This window comes from Gilliamella sp. wkB292 (genome assembly GCF_001690235.1).
Taxonomy (GTDB): Bacteria; Pseudomonadota; Gammaproteobacteria; order Enterobacterales; family Orbaceae; genus Gilliamella; species Gilliamella apicola_F.
The window spans coordinates 1-17,130 of the sequence record NZ_LZGO01000033.1 but is presented as its reverse complement, the minus strand read 5'-3'; the positions used below and the strand labels follow the sequence as shown (position 1 = coordinate 17,130).

Annotated in this window: 14 protein-coding genes; 3 read left to right on the top strand and 11 right to left on the bottom strand. The window is 33.3% G+C overall.

What is annotated here, in order from left to right; translation table 11 throughout:
* Positions 1–200: 200 nt before the first annotated feature.
* The 3 genes from prfH to A9G09_RS03710 form a co-directional block, all read right to left on the bottom strand.
* On the bottom strand, positions 201–815 hold the full coding sequence (gene prfH, locus A9G09_RS03720) for a peptide chain release factor H (RefSeq protein WP_065633574.1): 615 nt from the start codon (positions 813–815) through the stop codon (positions 201–203).
* Positions 815–1,903 (bottom strand): RNA ligase RtcB family protein, encoded by a 1,089-nt coding sequence (locus A9G09_RS03715; protein WP_065633573.1) that lies wholly within the window; start codon positions 1,901–1,903, stop codon positions 815–817. Before A9G09_RS03715 ends, prfH begins: the two co-directional genes overlap by 1 nt.
* A gap of 511 nt (positions 1,904–2,414) precedes the next feature.
* Positions 2,415–4,328: an enterotoxin gene (locus A9G09_RS03710; RefSeq protein WP_065633572.1), complete on the bottom strand. Its 1,914-nt coding sequence runs from the start codon at positions 4,326–4,328 to the stop codon at positions 2,415–2,417.
* A 510-nt stretch (positions 4,329–4,838) separates the two neighbouring features.
* On the opposite strand from A9G09_RS03710, the gene A9G09_RS03705 reads away from it, so the two are divergent.
* Complete coding sequence (locus A9G09_RS03705; protein ID WP_065633571.1) at positions 4,839–5,801, top strand: arsenic resistance protein; 963 nt, start codon at positions 4,839–4,841, stop codon at positions 5,799–5,801.
* A 22-nt stretch (positions 5,802–5,823) separates the two neighbouring features.
* Here the strand turns inward: A9G09_RS03705 and A9G09_RS03700 are convergent, their stop codons facing one another.
* From A9G09_RS03700 to A9G09_RS03670, 7 genes are all read right to left on the bottom strand, one after another.
* Complete coding sequence (locus A9G09_RS03700; RefSeq protein ID WP_065633570.1) at positions 5,824–6,729, bottom strand: endonuclease/exonuclease/phosphatase family protein; 906 nt, start codon at positions 6,727–6,729, stop codon at positions 5,824–5,826.
* A gap of 197 nt (positions 6,730–6,926) precedes the next feature.
* Positions 6,927–7,826: an endonuclease/exonuclease/phosphatase family protein gene (locus A9G09_RS03695; RefSeq protein WP_081297468.1), complete on the bottom strand. Its 900-nt coding sequence runs from the start codon at positions 7,824–7,826 to the stop codon at positions 6,927–6,929.
* Positions 7,827–8,106: 280 nt separating this feature from the next.
* On the bottom strand, positions 8,107–9,033 hold the full coding sequence (locus A9G09_RS03690) for a hypothetical protein (RefSeq protein ID WP_065633569.1): 927 nt from the start codon (positions 9,031–9,033) through the stop codon (positions 8,107–8,109).
* A 910-nt stretch (positions 9,034–9,943) separates the two neighbouring features.
* The gene (locus A9G09_RS03685) at positions 9,944–10,879 is read right to left on the bottom strand and encodes a hypothetical protein (protein ID WP_065633568.1); all 936 of its coding nucleotides are present in this window, start codon (positions 10,877–10,879) and stop codon (positions 9,944–9,946) included.
* Between the two features lie 224 nt (positions 10,880–11,103).
* Positions 11,104–11,931 carry a MetQ/NlpA family ABC transporter substrate-binding protein gene (locus tag A9G09_RS03680; protein WP_081297467.1) on the bottom strand — a complete coding sequence of 276 codons (828 nt, stop codon included), beginning with the start codon at positions 11,929–11,931 and terminating at the stop codon, positions 11,104–11,106.
* Positions 11,932–12,132: 201 nt separating this feature from the next.
* A complete protein-coding gene (locus A9G09_RS03675; RefSeq protein WP_065633567.1) occupies positions 12,133–12,837 on the bottom strand; it encodes a hypothetical protein in 705 nt (234 codons plus the stop codon).
* Between the two features lie 86 nt (positions 12,838–12,923).
* Complete coding sequence (locus A9G09_RS03670) at positions 12,924–13,886, bottom strand: aldo/keto reductase (protein ID WP_065633566.1); 963 nt, start codon at positions 13,884–13,886, stop codon at positions 12,924–12,926.
* 204 nt (positions 13,887–14,090) lie between these two features.
* Between A9G09_RS03670 and A9G09_RS03665 the strand changes: the two genes are divergently transcribed.
* Complete coding sequence (locus A9G09_RS03665; protein WP_065633565.1) at positions 14,091–14,972, top strand: LysR family transcriptional regulator; 882 nt, start codon at positions 14,091–14,093, stop codon at positions 14,970–14,972.
* A 546-nt stretch (positions 14,973–15,518) separates the two neighbouring features.
* Here A9G09_RS03665 and A9G09_RS03660 read toward each other — a convergent pair.
* Positions 15,519–16,739: a hypothetical protein gene (locus A9G09_RS03660; protein ID WP_065633564.1), complete on the bottom strand. Its 1,221-nt coding sequence runs from the start codon at positions 16,737–16,739 to the stop codon at positions 15,519–15,521.
* Here A9G09_RS03660 and A9G09_RS03655 point away from each other — a divergent pair.
* Positions 16,738–16,995, top strand: a complete 258-nt coding sequence (locus A9G09_RS03655) for a hypothetical protein (protein ID WP_065633563.1) — start codon at positions 16,738–16,740, stop codon at positions 16,993–16,995. The two genes, A9G09_RS03660 and A9G09_RS03655, sit on opposite strands and share 2 nt — an antisense overlap.
* Positions 16,996–17,130 lie beyond the last annotated feature (135 nt).

Sequence of the window (17,130 nt, the reverse complement as noted above, 5' to 3'; positions counted from 1 at the left end):
AATAGTTTTATTCAATACAAAGGTTACAAAAAATTTGATTTACCATTAAAAAAGCAGAAAGACTAGGCACTAAAGCTCGCTTTTTAGTCAAAAGAGACTGATTTAGCGCCTTTGTTTTATTGATAATAATAAAATTAATAATTTTTTTAGAATGCTTAAAAAATAACAAAAACTCAATGATTAATTAGATAAAATCATTTTTATTTGTCACAAAACGCTTCACCATAAAACACTAAGCGACTATTGCCTCGAGGAATAACATCATGAAATCGCTGACGAATCTCTTTTTGTTGTTGATATTGTTCTTCTTTATGTTCAGCCAATTTATGAGCCAATAGCAGTTTTGCCAAACGTTTATTGGCATGTTGGCTACGTTCTGATTGAACTTTGACGGTAATACCGGTCGCAATATGTGTTGCCCGTACAGCTGACTGCGTTTTATTAACATGCTGCCCGCCTGCTCCGGAAGATTTCATTGTCGAAAACGCAATAGCGCTATCTTGTATTGGGACAGGATTAGGTAAACAAGTAATACCAATAAACCAATTTTTACGTTTATGATGTGGTCGGTAAGGGCTTTGACACACCCACTGTACGGTGCCAAGCCAACGTGAGATTAATTGTTCACTTAGACAACCTTCAACAGAAATCAATACTGAACGAAATGTATTGGGCCTGTCGCCCAATATACTTTCTAACATTTCAATAGATAACGATAATTTACTCGCTTCGATAAAAAATTGTTTTATGGCTTTTGCGACCATCAATGAGCATTCATCAGGCCCTCTGGCAGACGAAAAAAGCAGTAATGCCATTAGTGACCTCCTTGTGTTTTATAATTCAATATTGGTGTAAGTTGAGCAATGACCGTTACAATATTGGCTTGTTGCATCGATTCAATCACACTATCTATTGATTTGTACGCTTGTGGTGCCTCTTCAAAAATTAAACGACTATCCTCACAAATGACACGGCTACCTAATTTTGTTCGTTTTAATTCAGCAATTGTGTAACGAGTATCGAGCTTGCTTTTACAGTCTGCTCGGCGCCATTTTCGCCCTGCACCATGAGCTAGTGACAAGAGTAGCGCTTCATTCTGTATCGGTTTAACTAAATAGCTATAATCCCCACGAGAGCCTGGTACAATAACAAGCTCATCCAACGCTGAAGATGCACCTTTACGATGCAACCAATAATCGTTATGGTCTAATGTCACTTTTTGCAAAAAATTATGACAAACATTGAGTAGTTCACGCCCGTGACTGTTGAGGTTATTGAGTAACCGTTCAGCTATCACTTGACGATTTAACATAGCAAATGCGACAGCGTTATCATGTTTTACTAAATATTCATGTGCTTCTGGACTTTCATCAGCTAAACCTTGATAACCAAATCGTGATATCTGGTTTTGCAAAATTGCATGCCCTAATCCCCGTGAACCACTATGCACTAGCAAAAATAATTTTTTAGCATCAAGTTGGTAGTGCTCAAAAAGTTGCTCGTTAAAAATTTTACTAACCTTTTGTAACTCGGCAAAATGATTCCCACCGCCAATCGTACCAAGATTATATTTATGTCGGGTGTCGGGTTGATCAATATTGCCTATTTGGCGTGTTAATTTATCTATGCTTAACTTAGCAATACTAATATCGGTTTGCCAAAACCCCATACCACAACCAATGTCACTGCCAATTAATGCAGGATAAATTATTTCACGACTTAAATAAGCCGCACCAATCGGGTAACCTTTTCCGGGATGAAGGTCTGGCATTCCCACCACTTTAACCATATTGGGTAATTCAGCAGTTCCCTCTAGTTGCTCAATAGCTAAACCATCAATCCATGTTTTATTTGAAGCAATTAATGACACTTTTTCAGATAGTATCTGTATAGAATTGTCCATATATCAATCCATTAAAAATATTTTTATTGTTTAGTGCCTATAATTTAAATGCGATATAACAGATGAATAACAACCACACGAATAAAAAAACCACCATGACCAAACATTATTGTTTTGTCGCCAATAAAAGCGATAAATTAACTATCAAATCATTTTCAGGTTGTGAAACTCTTTAATTTACATCAATAAACTAAGATTAGTTTTAAATTATAGGTATGAATTTAATTGGCAGGCTAAGATCAGCAGAATGAATTGAAGCAAGAATGGAAAAGTTAATTACCCAATTATTGTGCGATAAGCCTGCAAAGGTCATCTAAATAAATCATAATCAGTTCTCCTTTGCAGTTAATAATGGCGCGTATCATAATGAGCTTTTTTACTATTGTAAATAGCCTAATCGTAATATTTTTTAACTATAGGCTCTAAATCAGAGTTAAAACATCATCAATTAACACGTTTGTTTTAAAACACTTTTCAATGCCTTGTAAGTCGTATACAAGGCATATTATTGCTATTGAGGCGTTAAAGACATCACAACGGTTTCGAATGGTTCAAGGGTGATCATCGCAGTTTTATCAATAACAGCTGGTTTTGGTGCATGTGATTGACTATTGTAATCAATGTGAATGGTAAAATTCGAGTTTGCCTTTGCTGGTAACTCTAAATCATTCTGTAAATCAAGATAATACACTTGTTGTTTATCTGACGGATTACGTAAAGTAATAATGGATTTATCTTGCGTCCATCCAGCCCAACCATATACCCCTAATTTTGTAGGATCTTTACCGATCCAGTGAGTATCAAATAATACTTTTTGATTGTCTCTTGCCCAATTTGCTGCAGACGCTAGCGTATCCCAATTGTTTGTTGTCATAAGTTCAGGGGTGATATACATTTCTTGTAATTGCGTTCCTGTTGCAAAATAACTCCAAACTTGATCGGCAAAGTCATTTTCGGTTTCTTGTTGCAAATTTTTTGCTTGTTTAGCATACACAATGCCATGCAGCATTAAAGAATTTAATGGGAACAATGGACCTTTAAGTACAACTGATCGATAAGTTTCTGCATCACGATACGTTAACCACTGTTGAACTTTACTGCCCGGCCCATAATAATTGACATCATCGCCTCCTCGCCAGATGGAGTCGGCATAAAATAACCATGATGGCGTAGCCTGTGTTCCGGTTGTTAAATTAATATATAAATGATCACTCGCTTTACGCATATCTTCAATTAGATGGATTGCCGCATCAAAATCACTAGTAAATTGGCTACCAGCAATCACTTTATCCGCATTGCCTGTTCCATCAAGTTTAAACATCGTAATATTTTGATTTTTTATTAATTCTAAAATCCGTTTATGGAAATTAGCATAATATTTAGGACCAGATAAAGCCAGTTTACCATCCATTGTCTCATAACCCAGTTTTAACGCATTGGCAACACGAGTATCACGTGGTTTATTGTATCCTCCCCAAGGTGACAACCAAATACCAAGTGCCGCACCATATTTTTCAGATGCAGTTTTTAATTTATTAAATTCATTAGGAAAATTATTACTAAATCCCCAGTTCCCTTGTAAATTATCCCATCCATCATCAAACAGATAACCATCAAGTTTGACTTTACGTTTTTCAACCAATTGCTCACCATATTGATCAATGCGTTGTAAAGCTTCTTTTTCGGTATAAGGATTAAAAAAACCGATATCTAGCCAAGAGTTATAATGCAAATATGGGCTATATGGTCGTTCTCGAACGTGATTAATAAATTCATTTACATTACGTCTTAATTGCCCATTTTCATAAGTACCAATATAGGTTTTATAACTTAAGGTATGATTAACTTGTAACGGGATCGCTTGCGGAATTTTTTGCAAAACACCGCCTTCATAGGCAACCGTATTGGTTAATGGATTTTCGGGAATGATAAAAAAGGTATCACTGATAATAGGTGAACTCACAACAGAACCATAAACAAATGGTGCTTGTGAATGGAATGGCATTAAAGAAACGGCTGACATTGAAAGTGCTTGTTTTTTAGGGGTGATTTGCAACTCATAACTGGCAAAATGTTTATCGTCGTTGAGAATCAATAGGGTCTGAATCGCAATATCATGACCACTGAAATTTATATAAATTTGATTGTCTTTTTGTTGCAAATTATCTAATTGGAAATCTTTATCGGTCAATTTTTGTCCGGAATTCAAAGTGATCTCAAATAGTGTATTAACATTGATTGAATCATGGGTTATAGGGTTAGTAATATTAAAAGATGTGACATTTTTATTATTATCACTATCAGATAGCGTGATTTGTGTATTTTTCCCCGTTAATTGATACTCTTTAGCCCATACCGAACCAATAGGCAGGCAAAATGCAGTGAGTAATCCGACTGTGATCCAATTTTTGACATATTTTTTCATTACTACCTCCTGATGAATATAAAATTCGGAAAAAAATTAACCGAAGTATTAATATCAGTATAGGCAGTAAAATAACCATAAATTGTGATCTTTATTGCAGTTTATTGGTTATTAAAATTTGGTATAAATGACTTTTGTTTGGTTCAAAACGAAATAACAGATTGGCGTTAATAAATAGTGATTTTATCTAATTTAATTCGATTTAACTTATGGTTAAAAACAAAATTGATAATTTTAACGAAAGTATTTTGTACCAATTAACTTTGCATTTCTTTTATTATACGATGTGATAAAGCTCACATTTCTAATAATTAAGTTTTGTTAAGCAGATCAATAAACTGATTTTATCAAACGTAACTTGTTCAAGTAGGATGATCATTATTTTCTAATTAAGATCGGTTTTTCGAAAAATAATAAATATTTTATTTGCTAATAAAATCCCATTTATTTAATTAAAGATCAACAGTATGCTAAAGGGTAATTTTGAATTGATAAAAGTATTTGGTTAATATGCAAAACCTCAAACAAAAATTAGAGCAACAACAAATAGCTATTTATTTTTTAGCGGTTTTTATCGCAATGATTGTTGTTTTTTGTATAAATGGAACCTCAGTTTTTGCGACAGCCATTACTCCTGCTTTAGGGGTCATGCTATTTGTGACTTTTCTACAAGTTCCAATTGCCGATATAACAAAATTTTTGCTTTATAAGCGATTTATTGTTGCTTTAGTCATTGCCAATTTTGTTGTTATACCACTATTTGTAGGGATATTGTCTATTTTTATACCCAATGAGCCTTTGATTAAGCTTGGTATCTTATTTGTATTGTTAGCCCCCTGCATTGATTACGTTGTCACTTTTGCACATATTGGTCATGCTGATGCCCGATCACTGTTAATGGCGACACCATTACTGTTATTGCTTCAGCTGTTTTTGTTACCTTTTTATCTAAATATATTTATTGGTGAACAGGTTAAAGGACTCATTGAACCTACACCATTTATTCATGCTTTTGTATGGCTAATTTTACTTCCACTTACCATTGCTGTAATAATCCAGATATGTGCTAGTCGAAGTCAAATTATGACAAAAACAGTCAATCTATTGAATATACTACCGGTCCCCACCACCGCTTTAGCCTTATTTATTGTAATTATAGCGGTTTTACCTCAGCTTAAAGGGAATTTGTCACAAATCACATCAGTTATTCCATTTTATCTACTATTTGCTATTTTTGCGCCTTTAATTGGGTGGTTTGTTGGTCGTTTATTTCGTGTCTCCATCGCAGAAAGTCGAGCTATCGCCTTTAGTGCTGGTACACGCAATGCGTTAGTAATATTGCCAATAGCAATGGCTATTGCAGACATCATGCCAATTTTACCGGCAGTAATTGTCACCCAAACACTAGTCGAATTATTCAGTGAGCTAGTCTATATTTATTTGATTGCTAAATTAGGTAGATCATCGAAGTAAAAGTGGGCATATTGCCCACAGGTTATTGTTCAATTAATTTTAATTTAGCAATAACGGGAATATGGTCACTGACTAATGGCCATTTAATACCATTCCATTCGTTACCATCATTAGGAATCGTTAATTGTTCAACTTTCCATATTTGATTGCGACTGGTAAAGATATGATCTAAATCTAATCCCGGATTTCCTGCTGGCCAAGTGCGAGTATCTACATAATCTTTTTTAACCAACGTCCAGTATTTTTCAAGCTCTTTTATCACTTTATCATTTTTGACTGAATTAAAATCACCGAGTAACAACATAATACCAGAAGCCAAATTAGGAAATTCAGTATCTAAATCTAAATCATCAAACACAATGCTATTAATAAACCTTGCTTGTGCCATTCTTACTTCATCTTCTTCATGCCAATCAAAATGGGTATTAAATACATAAATAGGCGAATCAAAGCCAGGAACATTAATTTTACTTAACATCAATGCTCTTTGTTCAAAAGAGCCAGACGGTAACAAAAAGGTTTTGCTTGTTTCAATAGGATATTTCGAAAGTATCGCATTACCATAATTGCCACCTTTCATATCGGTAGCTTTACCAAATAGATAGTGCATTCCTGTTTTTTCAGCGATGATTTTAGCTTGATCTACACCTCCACTACGGGTAGTATTTTGATCAACCTCTTCAAGTGTGACAATATCAGCATCCATCGCTTTAATTGCTTTAGCAACCAAATCTAAATCGACCTTGTGATGTCTAAGTCCTCCTGCAATATTAAAATTAGCAACAGTAATCTGCGGTTGAGCATTATCGGCATACACTTTATTCGGTGAACTTTGATATTGAGAAACCACTAAATCATCTGTAGCAAGTGCACTTGAAGACAGCGAAAACAATCCCAGCAAACTGAGTACAAAAAAAATTTTTTTCATATCTTTATCCTACTGCTTTTTTTAGTTATATTCATTCATATTGATTATTTGACGTTATAGCTGATATTAATTAAATTTAAATTGATACATTGCGATCGCAATCACAATTTTAGTGTTAATCAATAAAAAAACGTTCATATAAAAATAACACGATAAGCCATGCGGCTTATGCATGGCTTTACCGTTCTTGGTTAAAACTATTTATTTTTAATTATCATTTGCACTGGGTAATGATCAGAATATTTATCTGTAAAATCATCTTTTAGCACTTTAACGTCAATAACATCCTTTTTGAGGGGAGGAGAAATATAGATATAATCATAACGTAGTGGCGTTGAAGCTTGATCATAAAATACTTTCGTTGGCGCTGTTGCGATAAATTGTTTATTTTTAATTTTCAAGGCATCAATAAAACCTGCATCCAATAAGTTTTGTTGCACGGTATAACTTAATTGTCCATTAACAAGATTTTCTAATATTGGTCTTTGTTTCTGCTTTTCTTTAATATCATTTAACAGATTACTTTTATCGTAGGTTTGTTTATCAGCAGGTGAAAAAGAGTTCAAATCACCAGCAATAATCCATTTGCCATTGGGATCACGACTATACTTAATTGAATCAATAATTAAGTTTATTTCATCGATTCTTTTTGCCGTCCAAAATGGATTCATGTGAGTAATAACAAAATGATAATTGCCAATATCGGCATATAAAGCCCCATGCCACATATTATCAACGACTTTATTGACATTAACTATAGGATATTTTGAGGTGATTGCAACGGGGAAAAAAGCGGCATCATCTGGTTTTTCTTTCAAAAGTACAGCATATTTATGCCCATAACTTGCTGCAAATTTTTCAAGCTTTTCACGCGTAAAAAAATTCATCTCTTGCCAAGCAATAATGTCAGCATCTTGTGCTTTTGCCCAATCAATAAATTTTTGTTTACTTTCGCTTTCGTCTAATTTCATCCCATTATAGACATTGTAGCTAATAATTTTTAAATTCTTCACATCCTCAAGCGAGGCAAAAGCAGTCGATGTACTTAAAATAATACTGCCAATAATTGCAGCTAATTTTAATTTAGGTTTATTCATAACCGATTCCTTGTTTTTTTATACATGGATAGATATTATCCTGAATCTTGAGCCCGCCAAGATTTTTATGTAATTTATGTGATATAGCTCAATAATTTCAACGAGTATAATGTTACTTGACTTTGTCATATGGCAAATCAATTATTATATTTAACTAACGAAGTGATAAGAGTTTGATTGAGGAGATGTAAGACATAAAATTGATAGAATCGATTCTATGTCTTATTAATCAGAATTAAGTAACGTATTATCTAATTTTTACACTAGACTAAAGACATTATTATTGTGTGATAAATAGATTAACTTGTTCTTGTGGTTTGACTGTTTCATCTATCTTATCAATTTCTGTTGCGTAAGTTCTATTTTTATCTTCACCATTAGTTGAACATTCACTTAGGATTGCATGTTTAGTTTGGAATGTTTCACTTGAAGTTAATTGATTATAAACGTTGGCTAACTCTTTCCCTGTTGAATTGAAAAACTTATTCCAATCTTTTACTTGTGTGTCAACAAACTCGCGCCCTTTTTTACATGTAATCGCATCTAACGAAATGGTTGGCATCACAACTTTTGGTAAATCTGCAAAATTCTTAGGCTGATAAGGAAAACTGACCTTCTCATTTTCTGGGATATCTAACGTTTTCAAAAACTCATCTTCGCGGTAGAGTTTACGTCGTTGAGATTGATATTGGTTTTCACCTTTTACAGTAACCGAGTCAGGTAATGCTTCATCAATAGAATAATCCCAAGGCGTTTTATTTCTTTCAATAAATACGTCATTAACCACATTTATTGGTAATTCAATCTCAGTCTGTTCACCGTTAATAATGATAGGAACATTCTTAAGTTTTGAAGCAATCATTTTTTCGTAGACTTGTTGGTTGTTCGTATAGTAAGTCGTTAACAAAATATAATTACTCTGTGTTGGATTAATAAATCCTGAATTAGATACTATTGCAGGTTTAGCCATGAAGTTAAGTGTCTGATTATTATAAGATAAACTGTGTTTTCCATAGTCAAATGTATAATTTATACCAGATTTAGCCGGTATGATTAACTCTTTACCATCTATAGACACTTTTATTTCATTAGCAGTTGGATTGTCTATCCAACGGTCTACTGAGCCTGATTCAAGAGGATTAGAGTCAAAACAACCAACCAATCCCAAACTACAAGTAAGTAATAACGTATATTGTATTTTTTTCATCACATTCTTTTCTATTAATATTTAAATCGAGCATATACTTTATCATATCCTATGCAAAAAACGATATCTATTTTTATCAATAAAACAATAATTAACCCATGTTATACATATAGTTACCTAACATCGCTAGCTGAAGTTTGGCTGACAATATGAACAAAATTATCTAAAGCTATCCTAATAAACTATATTGATAATTGACTACTGCTGTTGCTTATTTTAAATCCGCTTGAAATTTAGAAAGCGTTTGTAAAAAAATATTCAACAGCACCTGCTATCCGCTCTCCTGTCACATCACTTTGCCAATGAGCCCCATAAATCCCCCCACTTTATCCAAATTCATAACCATGTTTGATTATAACTGTCGCCTGATCCGAAGGTAATTGCACCAAAACAGACGCAAGCGTCCAACTATATGAGGTATGTCTAGAAGAATATGAACCATTTTAAAGTAATTGCTCTTTTTCATCTCGAAGTTGACAAGGAAGATTGCCCAAATAGACAAATGGATGAGTTCTTTTATAAAATTCTTTTGCTGTTTTTGTAACATTGCCGGCAAAATCAACCAGCAAATTACCAACTATTTTAGAGGATGTGTGAGGTTTTAGGTTAAATATTTATACCTAGCATTGAAAATATCTTTGCGACATTATCTGTATGTAAATCAGCATTTGACGTGTCTTGTTGCCTGCACAGTGTATGTTTTAATTTATAGCCTAACTGAAATGGTTGTTATGGTGATAAAGTAAAAAAATTATACTTTATGTCATAACATTAGAATTTATAAAAACCATGTGTTAAGAAAATAGAAGAAAGCCCAAAAATTAAAGCATAAAACTATTAAAAATAATTTTATGCTTATGTATTAAATAGCTTAGATAAAGCTTATCTTAAACTAAGCAATTAGATAATATTATTGTTTAATAAGAAAAAAGTTAAAATCTCTAGAATCTCTGAGGATATTATAATTATAATTCGTAATAGCTATATTATAGGTACGATTAGGATCAATCTGGTTGTTACAAATATTTTCTAATTGTTTTTGCTTATCAAAATCACTATCGTCCATTAACTTATTATATTTACTTACAAAATCCCCCCCTTTAAGGGTAAAAAGATGCTGCCATTGATCGTAGAGACTTTTAATATATTCTCGACCTGGCTCACATTTTATTGCATCAAGATCAACTGTTGGGAAAAAATGAGTAGAACTAATTTCACTAAATTTTTTAGGTTGATAGGGAAAACTGATTTCTTCTTCAATATCATCTTGTTTTAAAAGTTTGATATATTCACTTTCACGATAAAGTTTTGTAAGTGTCTCTGAGTAAGCATAATTTTTTGACATTTCTCGCGTTATTTCTTCAGGTAAATCCTGATCAAGTCCATAATCCCAATCATAATCCTGTTGATCAATAAATACATCATTAATTAGTTTTGCGGTAAGCGGTATTTCGGTAACTTCCCCATTAATAATGATGGGAATATTATTAATTTGTTTTTCAATAACTTTATCAGATTCGCTCTCTTTCATAGCCGAGGTAACGTAAACATTAGTATGTAAAATATAGTTACTTTGGGTAGGATTAATAATTGTAGTTCCGCCGAATTTAGCGGGCTTTATAATAAAATTGATTGAATCATTATTATAAGTCATCGTATGTTTACCATACTCGAAACTATAATTAACTTCTGACTTAGCAGGAATAGTTAATTCTTTACCATCAATTATTAATTTAATGTCGCTGGCTGTTGGATTATCGATCAAACGATCTAAGGTAGTTTTTTCAAAACATCCCGCTAAAGCAATGCTACAAAAAAATACTAAAATATATTTAATTTTTTCCATTATTTGCAAATTTCATGTCTATTGAATGAACAGTAACTTTATCAAAATAAAGTCAATAATTCCAATTAAATTAATAGATTTAAAATCTTTTAATTAATATTCATGAGAAAACATTTTATATTGATTATTTATCTACATAAGATAACCAATCATAGTTTACAATAACGACAAAAATATCCTAATCAATTAATTAGGATATTGGGTCACCTAATGACAATTGTCTACTATTGTTGTGGCCAAATAAATCGACCTTTAGCATCAGGATCTTCATTAATAAACGTTTTAAGTTCATCAGATTGATAAAGTTGTTTCACATCTTTAGCCCACTGAGTATTTAAATTTTCTTTTTTAACAACCACCATTAACTCTAAATTAGGTGACAGTTTTTCTTGTAATAACACATTATCAGCAGGCACTTTACTTAACCAAGCAACACCGCCGGGCATAATCGCATAATCAACTTCGCTAAGCGTTCGAGGAATAATTTCGGATAATAATGTTTTAAATTTTAAGTTATATTTATTTTCAGCAATATCATTAACACTGACAGTGCCCGATTGCGCTTGAGGTTTTAATTTTATCCAACCCAAAGATTGCAGTAATAACAATGCTCTAGCGGTATTCGAAGGATCATTTGGTATAGCGATAGTTTGTCCTTGAGCAATATCGTCTAAAGATCGATGAGTTTGTGAAAATAGCGCTGCTGAAATAGAAGGTATGTGCACTAAAGAGACTAAGTCGTTATTCGTTTCTTTATTATAAACATCTAAATAAGCTTGATGCTGAGCAGCATTCATATCGATACTACCTTCAACTAAAGCTGTATTGGAATCTCGTAATGAACTAAAATTGACTAACTTGACCGTATAACCTTTTTTTTCTAATTCAGGCTTGACCACCCTTTCCATTAAAATATTATGCATACTTGGCGGTAAACCGACGACAATCTCTTTTTTTTCTAAATTATTAGCATTCGTTTCAGACTTTTGTTCACAACCAAATAAAATAAACCCCGTCACTATTATTGCTAATATATTAAAAAGTTTTTTCATTATCACTCCTCTTTTTTTAACTAGTTAAATTAACTAATTGCAATCAATATTTATTATTTTACTTATCACATTATAGGCAGCTATTTTAAATAGCGATAATACAAAAAAATTATAACTATATTCAAACTAGTTATATTAAGTTTGGTTAATGATGATAAACTAAAATCAACTAATCCTCGTTGCTTTCTGAGCATTGCTTAACTATTGTTGATAATAATAAGTTTCATCGTTTGAATCGACTTGTAATTTATTTTCTTTACCCCATTGTTCAAAATCAGGATGATGGCTTGCCTGCCACTGAATATAATTATTAACAAGTATAAGTGATTGTTCTAACTCTTTTTGCCAAAAAGGTTGGGCTTTTTTGTCAATTAATAAATTGATATGTTGCTGTACTTCCTTTCCCCACCCAATTGCCAATAAAGGATCACCAATATAATAGTCAGGTAAATGATGCGTTGAAAAGTCAATTTTTTCTAGCAAGTTAGTGATAATCCATTTTCTTGCTTTGTCATCACGTGGATCCATTTGAAGCGCTTGATAGATATAAGAACTGTCACAAAAGAATTTTCCATACCAACGAAAAGGCTGGCTATTCACTTTTTCTTGCTTACACCACTTATCAAGCGTCGGTTTTATCAATTTGCTCATCAGCGGATAGGAGAGATAAATAAGTTGAAGCTCAAGATCATCCTCACAAAGATTGAATACAAAGGCTACAAACTCCTTTTGCTCATCAAAACACCATTTCAGGCTATCGGCTAAAAAAATATCAAGTGCAGAAAAAGCTTGCTTTCGCAATCCCTGTTCACGTAACTTACAATATTCGGCATAACACTGCCATTTGCGATGAGATTCAATAGCGAGTAGAGTCTGTCTTAAATTGTGATTTTGATCGTTTAACATTGTTAGCAAAACAAGTTTTGAAAATATATCAGTCTATAATAAGTGATATTTTTAAACTATAACAACTTGTTTTGCTTAGTTTGCTTTTAAAGTGCACCAACAATACGATGAGGAATATAAAGCGCTTGTAAATAATTAATGTCGTCTTGGCTTAATGATACTTGTAATGCGCCAACCGCATCGTCTAAATATTTTGTTTGAGTCGCACCAATAATTGGAGCGGTAATGCCCTTAGCAAATTGCCATGCCAACGCTATTTGAGTCATTGAGGCATGATATTTTTCAGCGATTTCAGATACTCGCTCGACAATGCCCATATCTGTTTTTTCTGTACTATCATATTTATCAACTGCAGTTTTGTCGGTTTGGCTACGTAAGGTATCAGTATGCCATTGTAAGCGAGCAAGTCGGCCTGCCGCTAAAGGACTATATGGCGTTAATGAAACATTAAATTGTTTACAAATTGGAATTAATTCCCGCTCATCTTCACGATAAAGTAAATTATAATGGTTTTGCATTGAAACAAATTTAGTCCAGCCATTTTGCTCAGCGGCAAGTTGCATATTGAAAAACTGATAACCATACATAGCTGAAGCCCCTAATGCTCTAACTTTACCTGCTTTTACTAAATTATGTAATGCCTCCATTGTTTCTTCTATAGGGGTGTTATAGTCAAAGCGATGTATGATATATAAATCAACATAATCGGTGCCAAGCCGTTTTAATGATCCATTAATTTCTGTTTCTATCGCATTTTTAGATAAGTTACCTGGATTAAAATAGACTTTTGTTGCGAGGATGACTTTATCTCGAGCTATGTTATTTTTAATTGCTCGCCCAACGTACTCCTCACTGGTACCCGCTGAATAAATATTTGCAGTATCAATAAAGTTAATCCCCAAATCTAAGGCATGCTTAATAATTGACTCACTCTCTGTTGGATTAAGTGTCCATGCATGCATTTTACTGGCAGGATCGCCAAAACTCATACAGCCTAAACAAAAACGTGATACGCTAATATCCGAATTGCCAAGTTTTATATAATCCATAAAAGCCCCTCTTGCTCCACATTAGTTTTAAATACATTGATGTTTAATAACATTAATATTCACGCCACGATAAATAACTTTCGAATATAAATTAACGCAAATAAGTTAATGTCGATGATTTATTTTAGGCACAGGTTTTATTGAGATAAATATGGTATTCATTTATAGTATGATGAAATAAATTCATTAATCACAGTTGTGCTTATGTATAATTTTAACGAACTGCACTATTTTGTTGTCGTCGCACAAGCTTCTAGTTTTGTAAAAGCAGGAAAGGCATTAGGTATTTCGTCTTCAGCTTTAAGCCATAGTATGAGCAACTTAGAGACCAAGCTAAATCTACGTTTGTTTAATCGAACCACACGAAGTATGTCATTAACCGAAGCTGGCGAGCAGTTATATAAGCAAATAGCCCCACTATTTCAATCGTTAAATCAGCAAGTTAGTGCATTATCAGATTTTCTAAGCACGCCGTCTGGAACCATTAGAATTAATGCACCACATTTAGCTGTTGAGAGTATTATTTATCCTAAACTGCGTCAATTTTTACCCCGTTATCCTCAAATCAAGATCGAAATTGAAGCAGACAATAATTGGATAGATATAGTTAAACAAGGTTTTGATATGGGATGCCGTTTGGGTAATGATATTGCTAATGATATGATTGCAGTGAAAATCTCTGCGCCATTAACGATGGCTGTCGTTGCCAGTCCTGATTATCTGAAAAGCAGGCCTCTACCTAAGCAAATTAAAGATCTTGATGAGCACCAATTAATCGGTAAGAAAATTTCTGCTCAACATGCGACAGAATTAGCTTGGGAATTCAATGACAATGGCAATATTATTAAATACCAACCTTCTTCTCAATTATCAAGCAATAGTAATTTACGTAAACAAGTGGTTTTAGATGGATTAGGCATCACATGGATAGGAAGACCAACGGTAGAAGACGATCTAGCCAAAGGCAATTTAATAGAATTATTGGAGGATTTTGCTATCACTTATGAACCATTTTATATTTATTATCCTAGTCGCAAAGGACATTCTCAAGTATTTAAATTAGTGTTAGATGCATTAAAATTTTAATGAAATTTTTAGGTGCTCAATAAATTAATACATGCCTTAAAACTGTGTATAACCGCTATCACACAAAATAAAAATTTCTGTGTTATTAAATATAATCGCGCTTAACTTCAATTTTATTGCAATCGATTAACGATCAACTAAATCAATTTATCTACACCATTATGGAATTTAAATGAAAAATTTAAACAGATAAATTCAGTTAAAAAGCTTGTCTAAGCTACCTATACACAACTAACATGATTTAAAAAAAAACTCAAAACTTGAGAACATAAAGTTGCTATTTTACTTGCTGGTAAGTTGACGATAACATCGCATAAAATATGCTTTTTTAACATAAGTTAACCTATCTCTATTCCAATAACGCTTTTTGAAAAAAACACATTTTTCACAATTATTTGATGTCGTCATTCTCATATAAAAAAAGCTTTTGTCGTTCATAACGGCAAAAGCCCATAATTTGATTTGTCTGTCTTTAATAAAAGACATGATGTTTTGATAGCTTATTGATTTAAATATAGTATTATCGCTAACGGTTAGTTCACCTCACTATGGGTAAGCGCAAATAACAGTAAAGATAGGATCTTGGCTTCTTTTTGGGTAAACGCCTCCACCTGCCATATTGACTATCCACGGCCACACTCCAGATGCATCACTAAATTCACTGGTAATTAACATCGCGCCTGAAAATACTGCATCATTGTAAAAATCAAGAACCCCCCATTCGGACATAAACCCAGCACCAATTTGACGTTCAAAATAGTTTCCGTGTGATTCAGGTTTGGCACCTACAAATCCTTGATTCTCTGCAGGACTATTTGGGTCTGGAATGGCATTGGTCAAATCTTTAACGAGAGGCACGCGATAACCAGTGCTATTACACCAAGCTTGATTATTTGCCATATTCGATAGTTTTTTACCACGTGCAATAAACCACTGTTTTAATATAAAACCATATTTTATCACCGGTTTGTTATTACGATCATATCCAACGAGTTCGAATGTCTGTGGCAATTGTGGTCGGTATATTGCTCCTGGTGAATTAGAGCTTTGTTGTGTAGTCGTTGCAGCCGGGCCCGTTAAGGTTACTCGCGTCACAACTTTGGGCGTAGGATTTAGCCAAAGTTCATTATGCTCAGATCGGGTCACAGTGGCCGTGATTCCTTCATGTGTCACTGGAGGCCAAGTTAACTCACTTTCATCAATACCAGAAATTTCTAAATCGAAAAACAAATTATTTCCCCCTGTAGTTGGGAAATTGCGTTCATAAGTTGCCGGATCTCGAGATTGAGCATAAAATCCTTTTGACCACCGCCATACCTCGGTATTAGCCGGTGACGCAAATAAACTAGGTACTAACATACAAACTGCCGGAGCAGAATTAGGCTTAATATAATATTTGACAGGACGCATGTATAACATGGCTATGCTAGGAATTCCATATTTGGTAGATAAGCTCCAAACACCACTTGTATCAAAATCAATAAGGTAAGGTGCTTTACAAATATCTAACGCCGTATCAGCATTGACAATACTACCATTTTTATCAGTAACATTAACACTTATGTTTCCTGTAGCAGAAATACCGTCGGTACCTTGCCCATCACCATCATCATCGCCCCAATAACTATAAGGAGGTCCAATTATAGTTTTTAAGTTTATAGGCCTATTGATGATGGGAATCATCATAGTAATGTCTTTAATGGTTTCACCTTCCTTGGGTAAGGCTATAGGATTTTCAGAAGATGAAGTATTGGTTGTTGAACTCATGGTAGTACCGTCAGAAAAGGTAATAACAGACAAAATATTAGCATCTGTAACTTTGGTTTTACCTTTATCAAAGGTTAAATACGGTTCACTACCTTCAATGATTTTAATAGTAACAGCCGAAAGTGCCTTTACATTAAATGAGCAAAACAATAATATCAATACAATTACAAAAAAAAGCTTAAAAAACAAACGTGATATTAAAGAAAATAAACAAGATAAAAATAATACTGAAAAGAATTTGGAACTTAAAACATAGATCTGATAATGCCTGTAGCCATAATAATACTGCATAACATTTCATCCGTCAGTTGTTATTGTTTTATTTAAGTTTTTTTACCTTCCATTATTTATAAAAATATCTAAATCCATTTGTTGAAAAGTATAATTCTTT

What these genes read in the sequence shown, in the direction of transcription:
- A9G09_RS03705 (WP_065633571.1), top strand. Translation starts at nt 4,839, where the DNA reads ATGCAAAACCTCAAACAAAAATTAGAGCAACAACAAATAGCTATTTAT.
- A9G09_RS03715 (WP_065633573.1), bottom strand. Translation starts at nt 1,903, where the DNA reads ATGGACAATTCTATACAGATACTATCTGAAAAAGTGTCATTAATTGCT.
- A9G09_RS03675 (WP_065633567.1), bottom strand. Translation starts at nt 12,837, where the DNA reads ATGTTAAACGATCAAAATCACAATTTAAGACAGACTCTACTCGCTATT.
- A9G09_RS03655 (WP_065633563.1), top strand. Translation starts at nt 16,738, where the DNA reads ATGGTAGTACCGTCAGAAAAGGTAATAACAGACAAAATATTAGCATCT.
- A9G09_RS03660 (WP_065633564.1), bottom strand. Translation starts at nt 16,739, where the DNA reads ATGAGTTCAACAACCAATACTTCATCTTCTGAAAATCCTATAGCCTTA.
- A9G09_RS03695 (WP_081297468.1), bottom strand. Translation starts at nt 7,826, where the DNA reads ATGAATAAACCTAAATTAAAATTAGCTGCAATTATTGGCAGTATTATT.
- A9G09_RS03710 (WP_065633572.1), bottom strand. Translation starts at nt 4,328, where the DNA reads ATGAAAAAATATGTCAAAAATTGGATCACAGTCGGATTACTCACTGCA.
- A9G09_RS03665 (WP_065633565.1), top strand. Translation starts at nt 14,091, where the DNA reads ATGTATAATTTTAACGAACTGCACTATTTTGTTGTCGTCGCACAAGCT.
- A9G09_RS03690 (WP_065633569.1), bottom strand. Translation starts at nt 9,033, where the DNA reads ATGAAAAAAATACAATATACGTTATTACTTACTTGTAGTTTGGGATTG.
- A9G09_RS03680 (WP_081297467.1), bottom strand. Translation starts at nt 11,931, where the DNA reads ATGAAAAAACTTTTTAATATATTAGCAATAATAGTGACGGGGTTTATT.
- prfH (WP_065633574.1), bottom strand. Translation starts at nt 815, where the DNA reads ATGGCATTACTGCTTTTTTCGTCTGCCAGAGGGCCTGATGAATGCTCA.
- A9G09_RS03685 (WP_065633568.1), bottom strand. Translation starts at nt 10,879, where the DNA reads ATGGAAAAAATTAAATATATTTTAGTATTTTTTTGTAGCATTGCTTTA.
- A9G09_RS03670 (WP_065633566.1), bottom strand. Translation starts at nt 13,886, where the DNA reads ATGGATTATATAAAACTTGGCAATTCGGATATTAGCGTATCACGTTTT.
- A9G09_RS03700 (WP_065633570.1), bottom strand. Translation starts at nt 6,729, where the DNA reads ATGAAAAAAATTTTTTTTGTACTCAGTTTGCTGGGATTGTTTTCGCTG.